This window comes from Flavobacterium sp. FlaQc-52 (assembly GCF_044007495.1).
GTDB lineage: Bacteria > Bacteroidota > Bacteroidia > Flavobacteriales > Flavobacteriaceae > Flavobacterium > Flavobacterium cupriresistens.
Window position 1 is genome coordinate 55,784 of record NZ_JBIPCV010000015.1, and the last position, 22,120, is coordinate 77,903.

A 22,120-nucleotide genomic window follows, 5' to 3' on the forward strand; every position below is an offset into this window, starting at 1 on the left:
ACTATGAATTTTGATTATAACGAAACACAATTAATGATTGCGCAGTCAATAAAGGAATTTGCGGACAAAAACATCAGACCAAATATAATGGAATGGGATGAAGCGCAAACTTTTCCTGTTGCCTTATTTAAAGAATTAGGAGAAATGGGATTCATGGGCGTTTTAGTTCCTGAAGAGTATGGAGGAAGTGGCTTAGGGTATCACGAGTATATTACTGTTGTAGAAGAAATCTCAAAAGTAGATCCTTCTATTGGGTTATCCGTTGCGGCGCATAATTCATTATGTACAAATCATATTTTGACTTTTGGAAATGAAGAGCAAAAGAAAAAATGGTTACCAAAATTAGCAACTGCGGAATTTATAGGAGCTTGGGGTTTGACAGAACACAATACAGGTTCTGATGCCGGAGGGATGAATACCACTGCTGTTAAAGATGGTGATTTTTGGATCGTAAATGGTGCTAAAAACTTTATCACACATGCGATTTCAGGTGATGTTGCTGTTGTAATAGTTCGTACAGGAGAAAAAGGCGATTCAAAAGGAATGACGGCTTTTGTTTTTGAAAAAGGAATGCCTGGATTTACGTCTGGCAGAAAAGAAAATAAATTAGGAATGCGTGCCAGTGAAACAGCTGAGTTGGTTTTTGACAATTGTCGTATTTCTGATGCTAACCGATTAGGAGAAGTGGGCCAGGGCTTTGTTCAGGCAATGAAAATATTAGATGGTGGTAGAATTTCTATCGGAGCTTTGTCACTTGGAATTTCCAAAGGAGCATATGAAGCAGCATTAAAATATTCAAAAGAAAGACATCAATTTGGACAACCTATTAGTAGTTTTCAAGGTATCTCTTTTAAATTGGCCGATATGGCAACGGAAATTGAAGCTTCAGAACTGTTGTTACATAAAGCAGCTTTCTTAAAACAGCAGCACAAACCGGTTACGACAAGTGGAGCTATGGCAAAAATGTATGCCTCAGAAGCCTGCGTTAAAATTGCAAATGAAGCAGTTCAGATTCATGGAGGTTATGGATATACTAAAGATTTTCCAGTTGAGAAATTCTATCGTGACTCTAAATTATGTACGATAGGTGAAGGAACGACTGAGATTCAGAAAGTAGTAATTGCCAGAAACTTGCTAAAAGAATAGAATTATAGAGCAAAGAGAATAGAATATAGAGTAGGTTTTGTTGGTCTAAGTTAGGATTGACGTAGCTTGAGTCTGTTTTCTATATTCTATTCTCTCTTTTCTTTTATTTAAAGAAAAATAATTCATAATTTATAACTGATAACTCATAATTAATAATTACTTTTGCAGCCTTAACGAGAGGAGGTGTCAATATTATGTTAATTATACCAATTAAAGACGGAGAAAATATCGATAGAGCATTAAAGCGCTATAAAAGAAAATTTGATAAAACAGGAACTGTTCGTCAATTAAGAGCACGTACTGCTTTTATTAAGCCTTCTGTAATCAAAAGAGCTCAAATTCAAAAAGCGGCTTACATTCAAAACATGAGAGATGGTTTAGAAAGTTAGTAGTAGCTTATCAAAATAATTACCGTTAGCGGTCAAAAATATACTTTTTTGATGCTAACGGTTTTTTTATGCCTAATTTTGAGATTATCGAATTTTCGACATGATCCTTTTTGAGTGACTTTTAGATTAGCTTCAGAAAAGTTTGTCGTTCAGATTTGAAATTTGGAATTTCAAAGATTGGAATTTTATTTCAACTTGTGTTTTAAATAGTTTTGGGATTAAGGTTGGAAAGGTTTATCGTTCAGATTTGGAATTTGGAATTTCAAAAATTGGAATTTTAATATCCTTTGGTTTTTTCGAGAAACAAATAGGTGTAATGTGCGTAACTGTGGTTTTGTATGAAAACAAATAAAGAGGCATTTCGTGATTATCTGCAATTAGAGAAAAAATATTCCCTTCATACGGTTAATGCGTATCTGGGTGATATCTCATTTTTTGAAATGTTTAATCAGTCTCAATTTGAGCAGGAAAATATAGAGCAGGTTCATTACGGTCAAATTAGAAGTTGGATTGTTTCTTTGGTGGATCAGGGTGTTTCTAATGTTTCTGTGAATAGAAAAATGGCTTCTCTGCGGGCTTTTTATAAGTTTCTTTTAAAAACAAAACAAATAGAAGTAAATCCGATGTTGAAGCATAAGGCTTTGAAAACGCCTAAAATTGTTCAGATTCCATTTTCTGAAAAAGAACTTGTTGATTTGATGGAGGAGGTTAGTAGTCCGATTGGTTTTGAGGAGATCAGGGATAAGCTTGTTGTGGAGTTGTTTTATGCGACCGGAATTCGAAGAGCAGAGCTGATTAGTTTGATGGTTTCTAATGTGGATTTGTCTTCAGGGGTGATAAAGGTTTTGGGTAAAAGAAATAAAGAGCGCATAATTCCGGTTCTTCCTGTTGTTTTAGGGCAGTTTGAGTTGTATTTGAAGGAAAGATCTTCTTTAGAGAAAATAGTGGATCAGAATTATTTTTTTATTTCAAGGAAAGGGTTAAAATTGAGTGAATCTTTTGTGTATCGTTTAATAAATTCATACTTTAGTAGGGTCTCTGAAAAGGTAAAAAAAAGTCCACATGTCCTCAGGCATACTTTTGCGACTCACTTGTTAAATAACGGAGCGGATTTGAATTCAGTTAAAGAATTATTAGGGCATTCGAGTTTGGCGTCTACGCAAGTTTATACTCATAATAGTTTGGCAGAGTTGAAGAAAGTGTATGGTGACGCGCATCCGAGAAATAAATAATAGTTCTTAAATGTTTAACCCTAAAATTTATATTATGAAGGTAGATGTTCATGCAGTTAACTTTACTGTTGACAGAAAGTTGGTAGATTTTATTCAGGAAAGAATGGATAAGTTGGAAAAATACTACGATCGAGTGGTTTCGGCAGATGTTTTTTTGAAAGTGGAAAGAACAAGTGATAAGGAGAATAAGGCGGTAGAGATAAAGATTAATGTTCCTGGGGATGATTTTTTGGTTAAAAAGCAGTGTAAAACGTTTGAAGAGGCGATTGAGCTTTCGGCAGAATCTTTAGAACGATTGCTTGTAAAGAGGAAAGAAAAAATTAGAACACATATATAATTGAATTTAATTGAAATTTTTTTCAAAAAATGTTTTGATTAAAGGATAAATTAGCTACATTTGCAGTCCGTTAGAAATAGCGGACTTTTTTAATGAGTTTGCCAGCGTAGCTCAGTTGGCTAGAGCAGCTGATTTGTAATCAGCAGGTCGTGGGTTCGAGTCCCTCCGCCGGCTCAAAAAAAGTTTCAAATGCGATTTGAAACAGGTTCTTTTAAATTATTGAAAAAAGTATTTATGATCAAAGAAAGATTTTAGGTTTTAATCTAAAATCAGAAATCTAAAATCATAAATTATTTCGGGGAGATACTCAAGCGGCCAACGAGGGCAGACTGTAAATCTGCTGTGTGAACTTCGCAGGTTCGAATCCTGCTCTCCCCACAAAAAAAGAAGTTAAGATTTCGGGTTGTAGGTTAAGGATATTGAAAGTCTTAAATCTAAGATTCAAAAATCTAAAATCAGAACTCTCTGCCGACTTAGCTCAGGGGTAGAGTGCTTCCTTGGTAAGGAAGAGGTCACGGGTTCAATTCCCGTAGTTGGCTCAAGTAAGTAGGAAATTGAAAATTAATATATAACTAAGATTAAAAATTAAGTAAAATGGCAAAGGAGAATTTTAATCGTTCCAAACCGCACTTAAACATAGGTACAATTGGACACGTAGATCACGGAAAAACTACATTAACTGCAGCAATTACAAAAGTATTGTCTGACGCTGGTTACTGTCAAGCTAAATCGTTTGATCAAATCGATAACGCTCCAGAGGAGAAAGAAAGAGGTATTACTATTAATACATCACACGTAGAGTATGAAACAGCTAACCGTCATTACGCTCACGTTGACTGTCCAGGTCACGCGGATTACGTAAAGAACATGGTTACTGGTGCTGCTCAAATGGACGGTGCTATCTTAGTAGTTGCTGCTACAGATGGTCCAATGCCACAAACTCGTGAGCACATCCTTTTAGGTCGTCAGGTTGGTATTCCAAGAATGGTTGTATTCATGAACAAAGTGGATATGGTTGATGATGCTGAATTGTTAGAGCTTGTTGAAATGGAAATTAGAGATTTATTATCTTTCTACGAATATGATGGAGATAATGGTCCTGTAGTTCAAGGTTCTGCTTTAGGAGGATTGAATAATGATCCTGCTTGGGTTCCTAAAATTATTGAATTAATGGAAGCTGTTGATGCTTGGATCGAGGAGCCAATCCGTGATACTGCAAAACCTTTCTTAATGCCTGTTGAAGATGTATTTACAATTACTGGTCGTGGAACTGTTGCTACAGGTCGTATCGAAACTGGAATTGCTAATACTGGAGATGCAGTTGAAATTATTGGTATGGGAGCTGACAAATTAACTTCTACTATTACAGGAGTTGAGATGTTCCGTAAAATCCTTGACAGAGGTGAAGCTGGAGATAACGTAGGTTTATTGTTAAGAGGTGTTGATAAAGAATCTATCAAAAGAGGAATGGTTATCATTAAGCCAGGATCAGTAAAACCACACGCTACTTTCAAAGCTGAGGTTTATATCTTGAAAAAAGAAGAAGGTGGACGTCACACTCCATTCCATAATAACTACCGTCCACAGTTCTACGTACGTACAACTGACGTAACAGGAGTTATTACTTTACCAGAAGGAGTAGAGATGGTAATGCCAGGAGACAACTTGACAATTAATGTTGCTTTATTAAGCCCAATCGCAATGAGCGTTGGTTTGCGTTTCGCTATCCGTGAAGGTGGTAGAACTGTAGGAGCAGGTCAGGTGACTGAAATCGTAGGATAATCCTATAAAATTATAAGAAGCCAGTTGATTTTCTTAACTGAAATCACTGGCTTTTAATTACGGGCGTAGTTCAAGGGTAGAATAGCGGTCTCCAAAACCGTTGATGGGGGTTCGAATCCCTCCGCCCGTGCAATAAAAAATATATCAAATGACAAAAGTTACGAATTATTTATCAGAGGCTTTCGAAGAGTTAAAGTCAAATGTTACTTGGCCGGCTTGGGCTGAGGTTCAGAAATTGACAATTGTTGTGGCTGTATTTTCGATACTGTTTGCTTTGGCAACATGGGGAACAGACGAATTTTTTGCAAAAGCTTTAGCTGGATTTTTTAACTGGTTAAAAGGATAATTTTTTTGTGATGGCAGATAATAATGTGAAAAAATGGTACGTAGTTAGAGCTGTAAGCGGACAAGAAAATAAAGTCAAAGCTTATATCGAAACTGAGATTGCCAGATTAGGTATGGGTGATTATGTTTCCCAAGTTTTAGTACCTACAGAAAAAGTAGTTACTGTAAAAGAAGGAAAGAAAATGTCTAAGGATAAAGTTTATTTCCCTGGATATGTTATGATCGAAGCCAACTTGGTTGGTGAGATACCTCATATTATTAAGTCAATTACCAGTGTAATTGGTTTTTTAGGAGAGATCAAAGGGGGCGAGCCTGTTCCATTGAGACTTTCTGAAGTAAATCGTATGTTAGGAAAAGTAGATGAGCTTGCTGTAAATACAGATACTCGTGCAATTCCGTTCAACTTAGGTGAAACTGTAAAAGTGATCGATGGTCCTTTTAATGGATTTAACGGTACGGTTGAGAAAATAAACGAAGAGAAGCGTAAACTTGAAGTAATGGTTAAGATTTTCGGAAGAAAAACACCATTGGAATTGAGTTTTATGCAAGTTGAAAAAGTATAATTTTTGTTACATCTATAATAACCACTATAATTGCTTCCTATGATTATGGTGTTAAATTTTTTAAAAAATGGCTAAAGAAATTAGTAAGGTAGTTAAACTACAAGTTAAGGGAGGTGCTGCGAACCCGTCGCCACCGGTTGGACCTGCTTTAGGAGCTGCTGGGGTTAATATCATGGAGTTCTGTAAGCAGTTCAATGCTAGAACACAAGATAAACCTGGCAAAATATGCCCAGTACAAATTACTGTGTATAAAGACAAATCATTTGATTTTGTTGTAAAAACTCCTCCAGCTGCTGTCCAATTATTGGAAGCTGCAAAGCTAAAGTCTGGATCAGGTGAACCAAATCGTAAAAAAGTAGCTAGCGTTACTTGGGACGTTATCAAAGCAATTGCTGAAGATAAAATGGTAGATTTAAATGCATTCACAATCGAATCTGCAATGAGCATGATCGCTGGAACTGCTAGATCTATGGGTATAACTGTATCAGGAGATGCTCCTTTTTAATTAAGAGAAAGAAATGGCAAAATTAACAAAAAAGCAAAAAGAGGCTGCTTCAAAAATTGAAAAGAACAAACTATACTCTTTGAAAGATGCTGCTGCATTGATTAAAGTTATAGCTTCTGCAAAATTTGATGAGTCTGTTGATATCGCAGTTCGTTTGGGTGTTGATCCAAGAAAAGCGAATCAAATGGTTAGAGGTGTAGTTACATTACCTCACGGAACTGGTAAAGACGTTAAAGTATTAGCATTAGTTACTCCAGATAAAGAAGCGGAAGCTAAAGAAGCTGGAGCTGATTATGTAGGTCTTGACGATTACTTACAAAAAATTAAAGATGGTTGGACAGATGTTGATGTAATCATCACTATGCCAGCTGTTATGGGTAAATTAGGTCCATTAGGTCGTATTTTAGGACCTAGAGGTTTAATGCCAAACCCTAAAACAGGTACTGTAACTATGGATGTTGCAAAAGCTGTTGCAGAGGTTAAAGCTGGTAAAATTGACTTTAAAGTTGATAAAACTGGTATCGTACATGCAGGAATTGGTAAAGTTTCTTTTGGAGCTGAGCAAATTTATGACAATGCACACGAAATTATTCAAACATTAATCAAACTTAAACCAACTGCTGCTAAAGGTACCTACATTAAAGGTATTCACCTTACAAGCACTATGAGTCCAGCAATTGCTTTGGACCCTAAAGCAGTATAATTGGTAGTTAATAATTTTTAGTATGACTAGAGAAGAAAAATCAATCGCGATTGAAGATTTAACTGCGCAGTTAGCTGGTACAAATATTATTTATGTATCTGATATTTCTGGATTAAATGCAGAAACAACTTCAAACTTGAGAAGAGCTTGTTTTAAAGCAGGTATTAAATTAGAAGTTGTAAAAAACACTTTGCTTGCAAAAGCAATGGAAGCTTCTGCTAATGACTATGGTGATTTACCTTCAGTATTGACTGGTAACAGCGCTATCTTTATTTCAGACGTTGCAAATGCACCTGGAAAAATAATCAAAGATTTCAGAAAAAAATCAGCTAAACCTTTATTAAAAGGAGCTTATATCAATTCTGAAATTTACATTGGAGATGATCAATTAGATGCGTTAGCAACTATTAAATCTAAAGAAGAACTTCTTGGAGAGCTTATCGGATTGTTACAATCACCAGCTCAAAGAATTATTTCTGCACTTCAAAACAAATTTGCTGGAGAAGAAGCAGCAACTGAAGAAGCATAATACAAAAGACAGCTACTGTCTCTTGTGTTGATAAATTCGCACACACAAATAAATTATAATTTTACAAATCATTTTAAACGATAGAAAAAATGGCAGATTTGAAACAATTCGCAGAACAATTAGTTAACCTAACAGTTAAAGAAGTTAACGAATTAGCAACAATATTAAAAGATGAGTATGGTATCGAGCCTGCTGCTGCAGCGGTTGTAGTTGCTGCTGGTGGTGGAGAAGGTGCTGCTGAAGAAGCACAAACTGAATTTACAGTAGTATTAAAAGAAGCTGGAGCTTCTAAATTAGCTGTTGTAAAATTAGTTAAAGAACTTACAGGTTTAGGTCTTAAAGAAGCTAAAGATGTAGTTGACGGTGCTCCAAGTAACGTTAAAGAAGGTGTTTCTAAAGAAGAGGCTGAAGGTCTTAAAAAATCATTAGAAGAAGCTGGAGCTGTAGTTGAACTTAAATAAGTTTACTCGGTTTTAAGAACTAGGTTTAGGTCTTGAGTCAAAACTCAATGGCCTAAACCATTTTTCGTATAATAAAATATAGCATGTTTTATTATCAAATAGTTTAAAATACGAAAAAGTTTTTGATCAATACGAAGAAAAAAAATTAAGCCTTATTTTCTTGGTTTATTTTTAAAGATGTATTGATTACAATAAGAAAGTATACATTAAACAATGTGTTTTTACACAAAAAACTACTTTTTTTTAATCAAAATTTTGTTCATTGATGATAACAAATCAGACTGAAAGATTGAATTTTGCCTCTACAAAAAATATTCCTGACTATCCGGATTTTCTAGATGTTCAGGTTAAATCCTTTAAAGATTTTTTTCAATTAGAAACTAAATCTGACGAGAGAGGCAACGAAGGGTTGTACAACACCTTCATGGAAAACTTTCCAATCACAGATACAAGAAATAACTTTGTATTGGAGTTCCTGGATTATTTTGTAGACCCGCCACGTTATACAATTCAAGAATGTATAGAGAGAGGACTTACTTATAGTGTGCCTTTAAAAGCCAGGTTAAAACTATACTGTACAGACCCGGAACACGAAGATTTTGAAACTATTGTACAAGATGTTTATCTTGGAACAATTCCTTACATGACGCCAAGTGGTACCTTTGTAATTAATGGTGCTGAGCGTGTTGTAGTATCTCAACTACACCGTTCTCCTGGGGTTTTCTTTGGACAATCATTCCATGCAAATGGAACAAAATTATATTCTGCCAGAGTAATTCCTTTTAAAGGTTCTTGGATAGAATTTTCTACAGATATCAACAGCGTTATGTACGCATATATCGATAGAAAGAAAAAATTACCGGTTACAACTTTATTCCGTGCAATCGGATTCGAAAGAGATAAGGATATCCTTGAAATTTTCGACCTTGCTGAAGAAATTAAAGTTTCTAAAACAGGTATCAAAAAGTATATTGGAAGAAGACTTGCTGCACGTGTATTGAATACATGGCATGAGGATTTCGTTGATGAAGATACCGGTGAGGTAGTTTCTATCGAGCGTAACGAAATCATCCTTGATCGTGATACTATTATCGACAAAGATAATGTGGAAGAGATCATCGATTCTAACGTTAAATCTATTTTGTTACACAAAGAGGATAATAACCAAGCAGATTATGCTATTATCCACAATACATTACAAAAAGATCCAACAAACTCTGAAAAAGAAGCTGTAGAGCACATTTACCGTCAGTTGCGTAACGCTGAACCGCCTGATGAGGAAACGGCTCGTGGTATTATAGATAAATTGTTCTTCTCTGATCAACGTTACAACTTAGGTGAGGTAGGTCGTTACAGAATGAACAAAAAACTTGGTTTAGATATCCCGATGGAAAAGCAAGTGCTTACCAAAGAAGATATCATTACCATTGTAAAATATTTGATCGAATTGATCAACTCTAAAGCAGAGATTGATGATATTGATCACTTATCTAACCGTCGTGTTAGAACAGTTGGAGAACAATTGTCTCAACAATTCGGTGTAGGTTTAGCACGTATGGCTAGAACTATTAGAGAGCGTATGAACGTTAGAGATAACGAGGTGTTTACACCAATTGATTTGATTAATGCTAAAACATTATCATCAGTTATCAACTCTTTCTTTGGAACAAACCAGTTGTCTCAATTTATGGATCAAACGAATCCATTAGCTGAGATTACACACAAGAGAAGATTATCTGCACTTGGACCAGGTGGACTTTCGAGAGAGAGAGCCGGTTTCGAGGTTCGTGACGTTCACTATACACACTATGGTCGTTTATGTCCGATTGAAACTCCAGAGGGACCAAACATTGGTTTGATTTCATCTCTTGGTGTTTATGCAAAAGTTAACGGAATGGGTTTCATCGAAACTCCTTACCGTAAAGTTACTGAAGGTGTAGTTGATTTGGAAAGTACTCCTATTTATTTGAGTGCTGAAGAAGAAGAAGGAAAAATGATTGCTCAGGCAAACATTGAAATGGATGCTACAGGTAAAATTACAGCGAGCAATGTTATTGCGCGTGAGGAAGGTGACTTCCCGGTTGTTGAGCCATCAGCAGTACATTATACAGACGTTGCTCCTAACCAGATTGCTTCGATTTCGGCTTCATTGATTCCTTTCTTGGAACATGATGATGCGAATAGAGCCTTGATGGGATCTAACATGATGCGTCAGGCGGTTCCTTTGATCCGTCCGGAAGCACCAATCGTTGGTACAGGTTTAGAGCGTCAAGTAGCTTCAGATTCTAGAGTATTGATTAATGCTGAAGGAGATGGAACTGTAGAATATGTTGATGCTAATATCATTACTATCAAATACGACCGTACTGAAGATGAAAGAATGGTTAGTTTTGATGCTGATGAGAAAACATACAACTTAATTAAATTTAGAAAAACCAATCAAGGTACAAGTATTAACCTGAAACCAATCGTAAGAAAAGGAGACAGAGTTAGTCTTGGTCAAGTATTATCAGAAGGATATGCTACTCAAAATGGTGAATTAGCTTTAGGTAGAAACTTAAAAGTTGCGTTCATGCCATGGAAAGGGTATAACTTTGAGGATGCGATTGTAATTTCTGAAAAAGTAGTTCGTGATGATATTTTTACTTCTATCCACGTTGATGATTATTCATTAGAGGTTAGAGATACTAAGTTAGGAAATGAAGAGTTAACAAACGATATTCCTAACGTTTCTGAAGAAGCTACTAAAGATTTAGATGAAAACGGTATGATCAGAATTGGAGCAGAGGTTAAACCTGGCGACATTTTGATTGGAAAAATTACACCAAAAGGAGAATCAGATCCAACTCCGGAAGAGAAATTGCTTCGTGCAATCTTCGGGGATAAAGCGGGTGATGTAAAAGATGCTTCATTAAAAGCTTCTCCATCTTTACATGGTGTAGTTCTTGACAAAAAATTATTTGCAAGAGCCGTAAAAGATAAACGTAAACGTACTCAGGATAAAGATGCTTTAGGTGCTTTAGAAATGGAATTTGAAACTAAATTTGTTGAATTAAAAGACAGATTAGTTGAAAAATTATTCTTGATCGTTAACGGAAAAACATCTCAAGGTGTAATGAATGATTTGGGTGAAGAAGTTTTACCAAAAGGTAAAAAATATACTCAAAAAATGCTTTACGCAGTAGAAGATTTTGCTCACTTAAGTAAAGGTCAATGGGTTGCTGATGATGCTACAAATAAAATGGTGAATGATTTAATTCATAACTATAAAATTAAGCTTAACGACTTACAAGGATCTTTAAGAAGAGAGAAATTTACGATTACAGTTGGAGATGAATTACCATCTGGAATCTTGAAATTAGCTAAGATTTACATTGCTAAAAAACGTAAATTGAAAGTTGGGGATAAAATGGCAGGACGTCACGGTAACAAAGGTATTGTTGCAAGAATCGTTCGTCATGAAGATATGCCTTTCCTTGAAGACGGAACACCGGTAGATATCGTATTGAATCCACTTGGGGTACCTTCACGTATGAACATTGGTCAGATTTATGAAACTGTTCTTGGATGGGCCGGTATGAACTTGGGTAGAAAATTTGCTACTCCAATTTTTGACGGTGCTTCTTTAGATCAAATTAATGAATTAACTGATGAAGCTGGAGTTCCACGTTTCGGACATACACACCTTTATGATGGTGGTACTGGAGAGCGTTTCCATCAAGCAGCGACTGTGGGTGTAATTTACATGCTTAAATTAGGACACATGGTTGATGATAAGATGCACGCACGTTCTATCGGACCATACTCATTGATTACGCAACAACCTCTTGGAGGTAAGGCGCAATTCGGAGGTCAGCGTTTTGGAGAGATGGAGGTTTGGGCACTTGAGGCTTATGGAGCATCAAGTACACTTAGAGAAATCTTAACTGTTAAATCGGATGACGTTATTGGTAGAGCTAAAACTTACGAAGCTATCGTTAAGGGAGAGTCTATGCCAGAACCAGGTTTACCAGAATCATTCAACGTATTGATGCACGAATTAAAAGGTCTTGGACTAGATATTCGTTTAGAAGAATAAATAAGTTTTCAGTCGCAGTCTCAGTATTCAGTTCAACACTGAAAACTGAGACTGTAGCTGTTTACTAAAATTAAAGTTTTTAGGATTTATACCCGTAAACCGTTCCGATTTTTTATAAAACTGAATATGTTTTATATCTAGCGCTTCAAAATTTAAAGGTTTGAAGTTTAGAGAAGTAACCCGAGGTAGTGTTAACAGTCATAAAGTCAGCAGTGGCTTTCGACTTAAACAAAAATCAATTTTTAATTGCAAATAAATCAATAGTAAAAACTATGATGAATAATAGAAACAATAATAAAGATAAAAATCCGGTAAAAAGATTTAATAAAATCTCTATTGGATTAGCTTCACCTGAATCTATCTTGAAAGAATCAAGAGGAGAGGTTTTAAAGCCAGAAACAATCAACTACAGAACACACAAACCTGAAAGAGACGGACTTTTCTGCGAAAGAATCTTCGGACCTGTTAAGGATTTTGAGTGTGCTTGTGGTAAATATAAAAGAATTCGTTACAAAGGGATCATCTGTGACCGTTGTGGTGTTGAAGTTACTGAGAAAAAAGTACGTCGTGATAGAGTAGGACACATCAACCTTGTTGTGCCAATTGCTCACATCTGGTATTTCCGTTCTCTTCCAAACAAAATTGGTTATATCCTTGGTCTTCCATCTAAGAAATTAGATATGATCATTTACTACGAAAGATACGTAGTAATTCAAGCTGGTATTGCTAAAAATGCAGATGGAGAATCCTTACAAAGATTAGATTTCTTAACAGAAGAAGAATATTTGAATATTTTAGATACTCTTCCACAAGAAAATCTTTATTTAGATGATATGGATCCTAATAAATTTGTTGCCAAAATGGGAGCAGAGTGTATTATGGATTTATTAGCGCGTATTGACTTAGATGAGTTATCTTACCAACTAAGACACAGTGCTAACAACGAAACGTCTAAACAACGTAAAACTGAAGCATTAAAAAGATTACAAGTTGTTGAGTCTTTCCGTGAGTCTAACTTAAACCGCGAAAACCGTCCGGAATGGATGATTATGAAAGTGGTTCCTGTTATTCCACCAGAATTACGTCCGCTTGTGCCACTTGATGGAGGTCGTTTTGCAACTTCAGATTTAAATGATTTATACCGTCGTGTAATCATCCGTAACAATCGTTTGAAAAGATTAATGGAGATTAAAGCCCCTGAAGTGATCTTAAGAAACGAAAAACGTATGTTACAAGAATCTGTAGATTCATTATTTGATAACACTCGTAAAGCTTCTGCTGTTAAAACAGAATCTAACAGACCATTAAAATCATTATCAGATTCATTAAAAGGTAAACAAGGACGTTTCCGTCAAAACCTTTTAGGAAAACGTGTGGATTATTCTGCTCGTTCGGTAATTGTTGTTGGTCCTGAATTAAAATTATTCGAATGCGGATTGCCAAAAGATATGGCAGCTGAATTATACAAACCTTTCGTTATCCGTAAATTGATTGAAAGAGGTATTGTTAAAACAGTAAAATCGGCTAAGAAAATCATAGACAAAAAAGAGCCGGTAGTTTGGGATATCCTTGAAAATGTAATTAAAGGACACCCTGTATTACTTAACCGTGCTCCTACGTTGCACAGACTTGGTATCCAGGCTTTCCAACCAAAATTAATTGAAGGAAAAGCAATCCAGTTACACCCGTTAGTATGTACGGCATTTAACGCGGATTTTGATGGGGATCAGATGGCAGTTCACTTGCCATTAGGACCAGAGGCTATTTTAGAGGCACAATTATTAATGTTGGCTTCTCACAATATTCTTAACCCTGCAAATGGTGCTCCAATTACGGTACCTTCTCAGGATATGGTCTTGGGTCTATATTATATGACCAAAGAACGTATCTCTACACCAGAACACATTATTTTAGGTCAAGACTTAACATTCTATTCTGCTGAAGAAGTAAATATTGCATTAAACGAAGGAAGATTAGAATTGAATGCTCGTGTAAGAATTAGAGCAAAAGATTTTAATGAGGCTGGAGAATTGGTGTATAAAATTATCCAAACAACTGCAGGACGTGTATTATTTAACGAAGTAGTACCGGAAGCAGCAGGATATATCAATGACGTATTGACTAAGAAAAACCTTAGAGATATTATCGGACACATTTTAAGTGTGACGAATGTACCTACTACAGCAGCTTTCTTGGACAATATGAAAGACATGGGGTATAAATTCGCATTTAGAGGAGGTTTATCATTCTCTTTAGGTGATATTAGAATTCCAGAACAAAAAACAAAATTAATTGCAGATGCCAGAGAGCAAGTTGAAGGTATTTCTGTAAATTATAACATGGGTCTTATCACGAATAACGAGCGTTACAACCAAGTTATTGACGTTTGGACTTCTGCGAATGCACAGCTTACAGAATTAGCAATGAAAAATATTAGAGAAGACCAACAAGGTTTCAACTCTGTATATATGATGCTTGACTCTGGAGCGAGGGGTTCTAAGGAGCAGATTCGTCAGTTAACAGGTATGCGTGGTTTGATGGCTAAGCCTAAAAAATCTACTGCCGGTGGTGGTGAGATTATTGAAAACCCGATTCTTTCTAACTTTAAGGAAGGACTTTCGATCCTTGAGTACTTCATTTCTACTCACGGTGCTCGTAAAGGACTTGCGGATACGGCTCTTAAAACGGCTGATGCCGGATACTTAACAAGAAGGCTTCATGACGTTTCTCAAGATGTTATTGTAAACATCGAAGATTGTGGAACTTTAAGAGGTGTTGAAGTATCTGCTTTGAAGAAAAATGAGGAAATTGTTGAATCTTTAGGAGAAAGAATTTTAGGACGTGTTGCGTTGCAAGATGTTATTAATCCTCTTACTAATGAAGTAATTGTTCAATCAGGTCAACAAATCACTGAAGCAATTATGAAGGTTATCGAAGCTTCTCCTATTGAAAGAGTAGAAGTTAGATCTCCATTAACTTGTGAGGCTTTAAAAGGTATTTGTGCGAAATGTTACGGTAGAAACTTAGCTACCGGTAAGATGACACAAAGAGGTGAAGCAGTTGGAGTTATTGCAGCTCAATCTATTGGTGAGCCAGGTACACAGTTAACACTTCGTACGTTCCACGTTGGAGGGGTTGCAGGAGGTATTTCTGAAGAATCTAGTATTGTTACAAGATTCAACGGTAGACTTGAGATTGAAGATTTAAAAACAGTTAAAGGAGAAGACAGCGAAGGTAATGCAGTTGATATCGTGGTATCACGTTCAACAGAATTAAAATTAGTTGACGAGAAAACCGGAATCGTTTTAAATACACATAATATTCCTTACGGATCTAGTATTTTCGTTAAGGATGGTGAAGTAGTTACTAAAGGATCTGTGATCTGTAAGTGGGATCCATATAATGGTGTAATTGTTTCTGAATTTACAGGTAAGATTGCTTACGAAGATTTAGAGCAAGGACAATCGTTCATGGTTGAAATCGATGAGCAGACAGGTTTCCAGGAAAAAGTAATTTCTGAAGCAAGAAATAAAAAATTAATCCCAACTTTATTGGTTTACGGTAAAGAAGGTGAATTGATTCGTTCGTATAACTTACCAGTAGGAGCACACTTAATGGTTGAGAACGGTGAGAAAATTAAAGCAGGTAAAGTATTGGTAAAAATCCCACGTCGTTCTTCTAAAGCAGGCGATATTACAGGAGGTCTTCCAAGAATTACCGAGTTGCTTGAGGCTCGTAACCCTTCTAACCCAGCAGTTGTTTCTGAAATTGACGGTGTTGTTTCTTTTGGAAAAATCAAAAGAGGTAACCGTGAGATTGTTATCGAATCTAAATTTGGTGAGATTAAAAAGTATTTAGTTAAACTTTCAAGCCAAATCTTAGTACAAGAAAATGACTTCGTAAGAGCAGGAGTACCATTGTCTGACGGTGCAATTACACCGGACGATATTTTAAGAATTCAAGGACCGGCTGCTGTTCAACAGTACTTGGTAAATGAAATTCAAGAGGTATACCGTTTACAAGGGGTAAAAATTAATGACAAGCACTTTGAGGTAGTTATTCGTCAAATGATGCGTAAAGTAAGAGTTCAAGATCCAGGTGATACTTTATTCTTAGAAGATCAATTAATTCACACTAAAGACTTTATCGTTCAAAATGATAAATTATACGGTATGAAAGTAGTTGAAGATTCAGGAGATTCTGCTGTATTGAAACCAGGTCAGATTATTACACCTCGTGATTTACGTGATGAAAATTCATTGTTGAAACGAAATGATAAAAATCTGGTTGTAGCCAGAGACGTAATTACTGCAACTGCAACGCCAGTTTTACAAGGTATTACAAGAGCTTCGCTACAAACTAAATCATTCATCTCTGCTGCTTCTTTCCAAGAAACAACAAAAGTACTTAACGAAGCTGCTGTAGCTGGTAAAGTAGATGATTTAGAAGGATTGAAAGAAAATGTAATTGTTGGACACAGAATCCCTGCCGGAACCGGTATGAGAGAATACGATAACACTATCGTTGGTTCTAAAGACGATTACAATGAAATGATGGCTAATAAAGAAGAATATATTTATTAATTTAGGACACTATGAGTAATTCGAAACAACAACAAGAGCAAATTAATATTGAGTTAGACGAAACAATTGCAGAGGGAATTTATTCTAATCTTGCGATTATCAATCACTCTTCATCAGAGTTTGTTTTAGATTTTGTGAGCATTATGCCCGGTATTCCTAAAGCCAAGGTAAAGTCAAGAATTGTATTGACACCACAACATGCTAAAAGATTATTAAAAGCAATAGGTGAAAATATTCATCGATTTGAAGCAGCCCACGGCGAGATCAAAGAGACGGAACAAGCACCAATACCGCTTAATTTTGGTCCTGCGGGACAAGCATAAATTTTAAAAGCCCCAGTAATGGGGCTTTTTTTATGGAAATAAATGAACGATACAGAGACGGGTAGTTTAACTGATTTTCATTACGTTCATCGAGTAAATTTCGTGGTATGATTCTATTGTTTTAATTTGCAACATCTAATAAAAGGATTTATTTTTAGAATATAGAAACTAATAAAGGTTGGTTTAATTCAAATTTTAAAAAAAGCGCTGATTTTTTAATTAGCGCTTTTTTTATGCCGTATTTGTTGTGAAATTTTTTTGCGTTTGATTTTCTAACCGTAAAACGCGCAAAGCTTTTCTTTTGCACGCAGATTTAGCAGATTAGGCGGATCTTATTTACCCTTTATTAAAAATCTGCGCAATCTGCTAAATCTGCGGGTAAAAAAATTGGGGACAGAATTAAAAAAGGAGTTGTAATGCTATAATTAGACTTTACGAATCTTGCCCTTTATGAAAAATCTGCGCAATCTGCTAAATCTGCGAGCAAAAAAATTAGGTAAAGAATTAAAAAAGGAGTCGTAATGCTATAATTAAACTTTGTCGTATAATCACCTCCGGTTTTGGCAAACCTAATACGATTTCTGAAAATTAAAAAAATATTTCACGCTCTTCCCAACCTTTTTGACAAAAATGTACTCTATATAAATAAGTGGTTATTCATGAACCGCTTTAATCTAAAAATGTAGTGTATGAAAAAGAAATTCACCTTAGAAATAGCAAGTCCTTGTTCTGAAAATTTTGATAAAATGACGGTTAATTCAAACGGTTCATTTTGTGATTCTTGTATGAAGAATGTAATTGACTTGAGTGCCAAAACAAATTCAGAAGTGGCTAAATTCATTGCAGGAAATAAAGATAAAAATATTTGTGCGCGACTAAAAACGACTCAGTTAGAAGAAGAATTTGAGCACAATGAGATTTCTAGAATCAATACTTTAAAATATGCTGCCGTAGCAGCATCAGTTTTGTTGACGTCGAATCTGGTGGCACAAGAAAAAAGATCGGTTGCAACCGAAGTGAGTTGTCCAAAACCTAATGTTCTTATAATGGGTGCAGTAGTCTCAAACCAAGTTGTTGAAAAAGAAGTTTCAATATTGGTGAAAGGAAAACTAATCGAAACAAAAACAAACAAACCTTTTGATGGTAAAACCTACCCGAATTTGATGCTTAGCATTAATGGTTATGAAAGTGTAGTGAAAATAAATCCAAAAACAGGGGAGTTTTCTGTTCCGATGCGCGTTTTAAAAACGGACAAAACGCTTGAGATTGTTTTAAAAGGAGACGATTATTATCTTTCAAAAGCGATACCTTTTACTTTTAGTTCGGTTAAGAATAAGGTTTTGTTGCAGGACATTAGTATAGCTGCAGAGGAACTTTCCAGAATTTATATTGCCGGAGGATTAGGGATTAATTATTCAAATAAGAGATAAATAAAAGCGGGGGCAATTACTTTTAACACATGGAGGCATAGTCGGTAAGGCTTAAAAGAGGTGTTTTGCTACTACTATAATTCATAAGACTTTGGGGGGAATTGTGATTTTCTTGAAACGCCTTAGTAGGTTCTTTTGTAGCTATGTTTCTGTGCGTTAAGTAGTATTTTTTTTAATTACAATAAAGGGTTTATTATTCAGGTTTTTATGAAGAAAAAAAGGCAGTCTAAAAATTTTAGACTGCCTTTTTGTTTTTTCTTAACTCGATTAGTGTTTATTCAAATTCAGAGGTGAAAAATAATTTCACACTTGGATATTTATTTTGTGTCATTTGAATTGTAAAATCAGAATCGGCTAAAAACACCAATTGACCGTACTTATCATGTGCCAGGAATTTTTGCTTGATACGCTTAAATTCTTTGAATTCATTATTTTTAGCATCATCAGGTTTTACCCAACATGCCTTGTGTACCGGGAAGTTTTCATAGGTACATTTTGCACCGTATTCGTGTTCTAAACGGTATTGAATTACTTCATATTGAAGCGCTCCAACGGTTCCGATTACTTTACGATTGTTCATTTCTAAAGTAAACAACTGCGCAACCCCTTCGTCCATTAACTGATCAATTCCTTTGTCAAGCTGTTTGGCTTTCATCGGATCAGCATTATTGATGTATCTGAAGTGTTCCGGAGAGAAACTTGGAATTCCTTTGAAACTCATGATTTCACCTTCTGTCAAAGTATCACCGATTTTAAAGTTTCCGGTATCGTGTAAACCTACGATGTCTCCAGGATAGGAAATGTCTACAATTTCTTTTTTCTCAGCAAAAAAAGCATTTGGACTCGAGAATTTTAAATTTTTCTTCTGACGAACGTGGTAGTACGGTTTGTTTCTTTCGAAAGTACCAGAAACGATTTTAATGAATGCCAGACGATCACGGTGTTTCGGATCCATATTAGCGTGGATTTTAAATACAAATCCTGTCATTTTTTCTTCTTTCGGATCAACCAAACGCGTTTCAGAATCTTTTGCTCTTGGAGATGGTGCAATGGCAACAAAACAATCTAAAAGTTCACGAACTCCAAAATTATTTAAAGCGGAACCAAAAAACACCGGTTGAATTTTCCCGTCTAAATAATCCTGACGGTCAAATTTAGGATATACTTCGTCAATTAATTCTAATTCTTCACGGAGTCTGTCAGCAGGTTTCTGACCAATAATTTTTTCCAGTTCCGGATTTTGAACGTCTGAGAAAGCAATGGTTTCCTCAATATTTTTACGGCTGTCTCCACTAAAAATATTAATGTTTTGTTCCCATAAATTATAGATTCCTTGAAAATCGTACCCCATTCCGATTGGGAAACTTAAAGGAGTAACCTTCAAACCTAATTTTTGCTCTACCTCATCCATCAAATCAAAGGCATCTTTACCCTCACGATCTAATTTATTGATGAAAACAATCATCGGAATGTTTCGCATTCTACAAACGGCAACTAATTTCTCCGTTTGTTCCTCAACCCCTTTTGCAACGTCGATTACAACAATAACACTGTCAACAGCAGTTAAAGTTCTAAAAGTATCTTCTGCAAAATCCTTGTGACCAGGGGTATCAAGAATGTTGATTTTTTTGTCTTTATAGTTAAAAGCAAGGACAGAGGTTGAAACCGAAATACCTCTTTGGCGTTCGATTTCCATGAAATCACTCGTTGCTCCTTTTTTAATTTTATTGTTTTTTACAGCACCAGCCTCTTGAATAGCCCCTCCAAACAATAGTAATTTTTCTGTTAAAGTGGTCTTACCGGCATCGGGATGCGATATAATTCCAAACGTTCTTCTGCGTTGTATTTCTTTTAAAAAGCTCATATTTCGTATAAATAGGTTGCAAAAGTACTATTAATTACGGCTTAATAAAAATATTCACTTCTTAAATTGGAACTCTTTGTCGTTTAAAATAAAAGTTTTGCAGAATAAAGAAGGCTGTTTTTTTAGAACAGCCTTGTTTGTTATTGTTAACCCGTTGGGAGTATTTATTTTTACTACATAGAGCCCTAGTTTATAAAGCTCAAAAAAAGACGTTTCATTCAAAATAAATCATATAAGACTATGTGAAAAAAATAGGAGTTTCTTGAAACGTTTCAATTTTAAAAAATTAAAATCTATGTTTCTATGTGTTAAAAAAGTTTTAGCTGAATTACATCCAACTGGTTTATTATTGATTAATTGACCAAACAGTATATCCTTTAGGCGGACATTGGATTTTTACCCATTGATCTCCCTGAGTTGTCGGGTACCAAGAAGAGTTTCCTGTGAAATCTTTGATTTGAGTATTGGCCCAATTCGTCTGAATCCATCTTTCCTGCCAGGTAGTCGAATTGTTAATGTAAACGACCAATCCCGGGTTTCCATTGTAACCGTTTCTTCTGGCGATATATTCATCATTATCAGAATATAAAATGGAAGTGTTTCCGGTAGCTTTGTTGTTATGAATCCAGATAAGATTGTTTAATTTACTTTTATCCAGCCATTCTTCATAATCCCTGTAAAAGATTGTCGGATAACCTTCATGAGTTAATATATAAGAGTAGGCAAGTAGCTTGTTCGAAATTTCATCTGTATCGTGATTGCTGACGAAAGTAACAGCTTTATACGGATTTCTTTTCCACATCATATCATCATTCAAAAGAGCCAGATTGTTTCCGTCAAAAGCATCATTCATTTTATAATAACATGCAAAATCAAAAACAGAACTGTTGGCATTGTTCGCCCAATCATTCAGTGTATTTACATTAGAATCCCATAATTCACCAACAGAAAATCCACCAACATTGGCATTCCAATCGCGTACGACCCAAGAACCAAAACCTTTTACATAATCAAATCTCCAGCCATCAAATTTCATGGTGTTTTTGTAATATTTACCAACTCCGTCCGCTCTAAGCCACAACCAATCTTGTACATAAGGACTTGCATGACATAAATCCGGAAAACCTCCAAATGCGCCTTCGTCATTATTGCCGTAGCTGTTTTTGTAAAAATCATTGTACGAACGTTTGAATTTTCCGGAAGCAACTCCGTTAAAGTTAGTCCAGGTATTTGTTCCGGTAAACGGATTGGCTTCAGACTGACCTCCACTATTGTGATTAATAACAATATCGGCATACACTTTCATGTTTTCGGCATGTGCTTTTGTGATCAGACTTACTAATTCTGTTTTTGATCCAAATCGGGTTTCTGTAGTTCCATTTTGATTAAAATCTCCAAAATCAAAATAATCCGTTGGGTCGTAACCCATAGAAAAAGCGCCATTTTGAGCTTTAGATGCTGGAGGTAGCCATATCGAGCCAATTCCGGCATTAGACCAGGCCGTTACTTTGCTATTTACGGTGTCCCACCAGGTCCCGCCAGCAGGAACGTCCCAATAGAAGGCCTGCATCATAACACCGCCACCAGGATTGTCTACATATTTTCCGGTGCGTGTTGTTTTTGAATCTCCGGTACTAAAAGGTTTTCCATCGTGGTTTGTAACATTGATAATTTTAAATTGTTGACTTTCTGCTTTTGCATCAATTTCATTGGTCTCATTTTGCGAGCAAGAACACAAAAACGCTGTAAGAGCCAAAAAAGAATAGATTTTTGGGATTGGTTTTTTCATAATTAAGGATTTGGTTTGGTTAGATTAATAAAGTTGTAATTGTAATTTATCGGGTCTTAAA

At 35.7% G+C, this 22,120-nt stretch carries 17 protein-coding genes and 4 tRNA genes; 19 read left to right on the forward strand and 2 right to left on the reverse strand.

Annotation, left to right across the window (positions count from 1 at the left end; translation table 11 throughout):
• Nucleotides 1–3 precede the first annotated feature (3 nt).
• The 19 genes from ACHRV5_RS20515 to ACHRV5_RS20605 all read left to right on the forward strand — a co-directional run bounded on the left by ACHRV5_RS20515 (nucleotide 4) and on the right by ACHRV5_RS20605 (nucleotide 18,406).
• Complete coding sequence (locus ACHRV5_RS20515; protein WP_047777919.1) at nucleotides 4–1,146, forward strand: acyl-CoA dehydrogenase family protein; 1,143 nt, start codon at nucleotides 4–6, stop codon at nucleotides 1,144–1,146.
• Nucleotides 1,147–1,340: 194 nt separating this feature from the next.
• Nucleotides 1,341–1,535: a 30S ribosomal protein S21 gene (rpsU, locus tag ACHRV5_RS20520; RefSeq protein WP_026985791.1), complete on the forward strand. Its 195-nt coding sequence runs from the start codon at nucleotides 1,341–1,343 to the stop codon at nucleotides 1,533–1,535.
• A gap of 338 nt (nucleotides 1,536–1,873) precedes the next feature.
• Nucleotides 1,874–2,767 carry a tyrosine-type recombinase/integrase gene (locus ACHRV5_RS20525; RefSeq protein ID WP_395427996.1) on the forward strand — a complete coding sequence of 298 codons (894 nt, stop codon included), beginning with the start codon at nucleotides 1,874–1,876 and terminating at the stop codon, nucleotides 2,765–2,767.
• Nucleotides 2,768–2,801: 34 nt separating this feature from the next.
• Nucleotides 2,802–3,104, forward strand: coding sequence for a ribosome hibernation-promoting factor, HPF/YfiA family (gene hpf / locus ACHRV5_RS20530; protein WP_041517713.1), 303 nt, complete (start codon nucleotides 2,802–2,804; stop codon nucleotides 3,102–3,104).
• 100 nt (nucleotides 3,105–3,204) lie between these two features.
• Nucleotides 3,205–3,278, forward strand: a tRNA-Thr gene (locus tag ACHRV5_RS20535).
• A gap of 123 nt (nucleotides 3,279–3,401) precedes the next feature.
• Nucleotides 3,402–3,482: transfer RNA gene (locus tag ACHRV5_RS20540), tRNA-Tyr, on the forward strand.
• A gap of 89 nt (nucleotides 3,483–3,571) precedes the next feature.
• Nucleotides 3,572–3,643: transfer RNA gene (locus ACHRV5_RS20545), tRNA-Thr, on the forward strand.
• 55 nt (nucleotides 3,644–3,698) lie between these two features.
• Nucleotides 3,699–4,886 carry an elongation factor Tu gene (gene tuf, locus ACHRV5_RS20550; protein ID WP_047777914.1) on the forward strand — a complete coding sequence of 396 codons (1,188 nt, stop codon included), beginning with the start codon at nucleotides 3,699–3,701 and terminating at the stop codon, nucleotides 4,884–4,886.
• A 59-nt stretch (nucleotides 4,887–4,945) separates the two neighbouring features.
• Nucleotides 4,946–5,016, forward strand: a tRNA-Trp gene (locus ACHRV5_RS20555).
• A gap of 18 nt (nucleotides 5,017–5,034) precedes the next feature.
• Nucleotides 5,035–5,232, forward strand: coding sequence for a preprotein translocase subunit SecE (gene secE, locus ACHRV5_RS20560; RefSeq protein WP_047777913.1), 198 nt, complete (start codon nucleotides 5,035–5,037; stop codon nucleotides 5,230–5,232).
• Nucleotides 5,233–5,242: 10 nt separating this feature from the next.
• Entirely contained in the window at nucleotides 5,243–5,794 is a 552-nt protein-coding gene (nusG, locus tag ACHRV5_RS20565) for a transcription termination/antitermination protein NusG (protein WP_029273444.1), read from the forward strand.
• Between the two features lie 67 nt (nucleotides 5,795–5,861).
• Nucleotides 5,862–6,299: a 50S ribosomal protein L11 gene (gene rplK, locus ACHRV5_RS20570; RefSeq protein ID WP_007807442.1), complete on the forward strand. Its 438-nt coding sequence runs from the start codon at nucleotides 5,862–5,864 to the stop codon at nucleotides 6,297–6,299.
• 13 nt (nucleotides 6,300–6,312) lie between these two features.
• Nucleotides 6,313–7,002 (forward strand): 50S ribosomal protein L1, encoded by a 690-nt coding sequence (gene rplA / locus ACHRV5_RS20575; protein WP_007807440.1) that lies wholly within the window; start codon nucleotides 6,313–6,315, stop codon nucleotides 7,000–7,002.
• A gap of 22 nt (nucleotides 7,003–7,024) precedes the next feature.
• Nucleotides 7,025–7,531, forward strand: a complete 507-nt coding sequence (rplJ, locus tag ACHRV5_RS20580; protein WP_047777912.1) for a 50S ribosomal protein L10 — start codon at nucleotides 7,025–7,027, stop codon at nucleotides 7,529–7,531.
• 89 nt (nucleotides 7,532–7,620) lie between these two features.
• Nucleotides 7,621–7,992 (forward strand): 50S ribosomal protein L7/L12, encoded by a 372-nt coding sequence (rplL, locus tag ACHRV5_RS20585; RefSeq protein WP_007807437.1) that lies wholly within the window; start codon nucleotides 7,621–7,623, stop codon nucleotides 7,990–7,992.
• 265 nt (nucleotides 7,993–8,257) lie between these two features.
• Entirely contained in the window at nucleotides 8,258–12,070 is a 3,813-nt protein-coding gene (gene rpoB, locus ACHRV5_RS20590; protein ID WP_047777909.1) for a DNA-directed RNA polymerase subunit beta, read from the forward strand.
• 272 nt (nucleotides 12,071–12,342) lie between these two features.
• The gene (gene rpoC, locus ACHRV5_RS20595) at nucleotides 12,343–16,653 is read left to right on the forward strand and encodes a DNA-directed RNA polymerase subunit beta' (protein ID WP_230004746.1); all 4,311 of its coding nucleotides are present in this window, start codon (nucleotides 12,343–12,345) and stop codon (nucleotides 16,651–16,653) included.
• Between the two features lie 11 nt (nucleotides 16,654–16,664).
• Nucleotides 16,665–16,976, forward strand: a complete 312-nt coding sequence (locus tag ACHRV5_RS20600) for a DUF3467 domain-containing protein (protein WP_047777907.1) — start codon at nucleotides 16,665–16,667, stop codon at nucleotides 16,974–16,976.
• 689 nt (nucleotides 16,977–17,665) lie between these two features.
• On the forward strand, nucleotides 17,666–18,406 hold the full coding sequence (locus tag ACHRV5_RS20605) for a hypothetical protein (RefSeq protein ID WP_395427997.1): 741 nt from the start codon (nucleotides 17,666–17,668) through the stop codon (nucleotides 18,404–18,406).
• A 274-nt stretch (nucleotides 18,407–18,680) separates the two neighbouring features.
• On the opposite strand, the gene ACHRV5_RS20610 is transcribed toward ACHRV5_RS20605, so the two are convergent.
• Nucleotides 18,681–20,270: a peptide chain release factor 3 gene (locus ACHRV5_RS20610; protein WP_047777904.1), complete on the reverse strand. Its 1,590-nt coding sequence runs from the start codon at nucleotides 20,268–20,270 to the stop codon at nucleotides 18,681–18,683.
• A gap of 346 nt (nucleotides 20,271–20,616) precedes the next feature.
• Nucleotides 20,617–22,059, reverse strand: coding sequence for an alpha-amylase (locus ACHRV5_RS20615; protein ID WP_395427998.1), 1,443 nt, complete (start codon nucleotides 22,057–22,059; stop codon nucleotides 20,617–20,619).
• Between the last annotated feature and the right edge of the window lie 61 nt (nucleotides 22,060–22,120).

Excerpts from the sequence above, each read along its gene's own strand:
- ACHRV5_RS20515 (WP_047777919.1), top strand. The coding sequence starts at position 4 with ATGAATTTTGATTATAACGAAACACAATTAATGATTGCGCAGTCAATA.
- rpsU (WP_026985791.1), top strand. The coding sequence starts at position 1,341 with ATGTTAATTATACCAATTAAAGACGGAGAAAATATCGATAGAGCATTA.
- ACHRV5_RS20525 (WP_395427996.1), top strand. The coding sequence starts at position 1,874 with ATGAAAACAAATAAAGAGGCATTTCGTGATTATCTGCAATTAGAGAAA.
- hpf (WP_041517713.1), top strand. The coding sequence starts at position 2,802 with ATGAAGGTAGATGTTCATGCAGTTAACTTTACTGTTGACAGAAAGTTG.
- tuf (WP_047777914.1), top strand. The coding sequence starts at position 3,699 with ATGGCAAAGGAGAATTTTAATCGTTCCAAACCGCACTTAAACATAGGT.
- secE (WP_047777913.1), top strand. The coding sequence starts at position 5,035 with ATGACAAAAGTTACGAATTATTTATCAGAGGCTTTCGAAGAGTTAAAG.
- nusG (WP_029273444.1), top strand. The coding sequence starts at position 5,243 with ATGGCAGATAATAATGTGAAAAAATGGTACGTAGTTAGAGCTGTAAGC.
- rplK (WP_007807442.1), top strand. The coding sequence starts at position 5,862 with ATGGCTAAAGAAATTAGTAAGGTAGTTAAACTACAAGTTAAGGGAGGT.
- rplA (WP_007807440.1), top strand. The coding sequence starts at position 6,313 with ATGGCAAAATTAACAAAAAAGCAAAAAGAGGCTGCTTCAAAAATTGAA.
- rplJ (WP_047777912.1), top strand. The coding sequence starts at position 7,025 with ATGACTAGAGAAGAAAAATCAATCGCGATTGAAGATTTAACTGCGCAG.
- rplL (WP_007807437.1), top strand. The coding sequence starts at position 7,621 with ATGGCAGATTTGAAACAATTCGCAGAACAATTAGTTAACCTAACAGTT.
- rpoB (WP_047777909.1), top strand. The coding sequence starts at position 8,258 with ATGATAACAAATCAGACTGAAAGATTGAATTTTGCCTCTACAAAAAAT.
- rpoC (WP_230004746.1), top strand. The coding sequence starts at position 12,343 with ATGATGAATAATAGAAACAATAATAAAGATAAAAATCCGGTAAAAAGA.
- ACHRV5_RS20600 (WP_047777907.1), top strand. The coding sequence starts at position 16,665 with ATGAGTAATTCGAAACAACAACAAGAGCAAATTAATATTGAGTTAGAC.
- ACHRV5_RS20605 (WP_395427997.1), top strand. The coding sequence starts at position 17,666 with ATGAAAAAGAAATTCACCTTAGAAATAGCAAGTCCTTGTTCTGAAAAT.
- ACHRV5_RS20610 (WP_047777904.1), bottom strand. The coding sequence starts at position 20,270 with ATGAGCTTTTTAAAAGAAATACAACGCAGAAGAACGTTTGGAATTATA.
- ACHRV5_RS20615 (WP_395427998.1), bottom strand. The coding sequence starts at position 22,059 with ATGAAAAAACCAATCCCAAAAATCTATTCTTTTTTGGCTCTTACAGCG.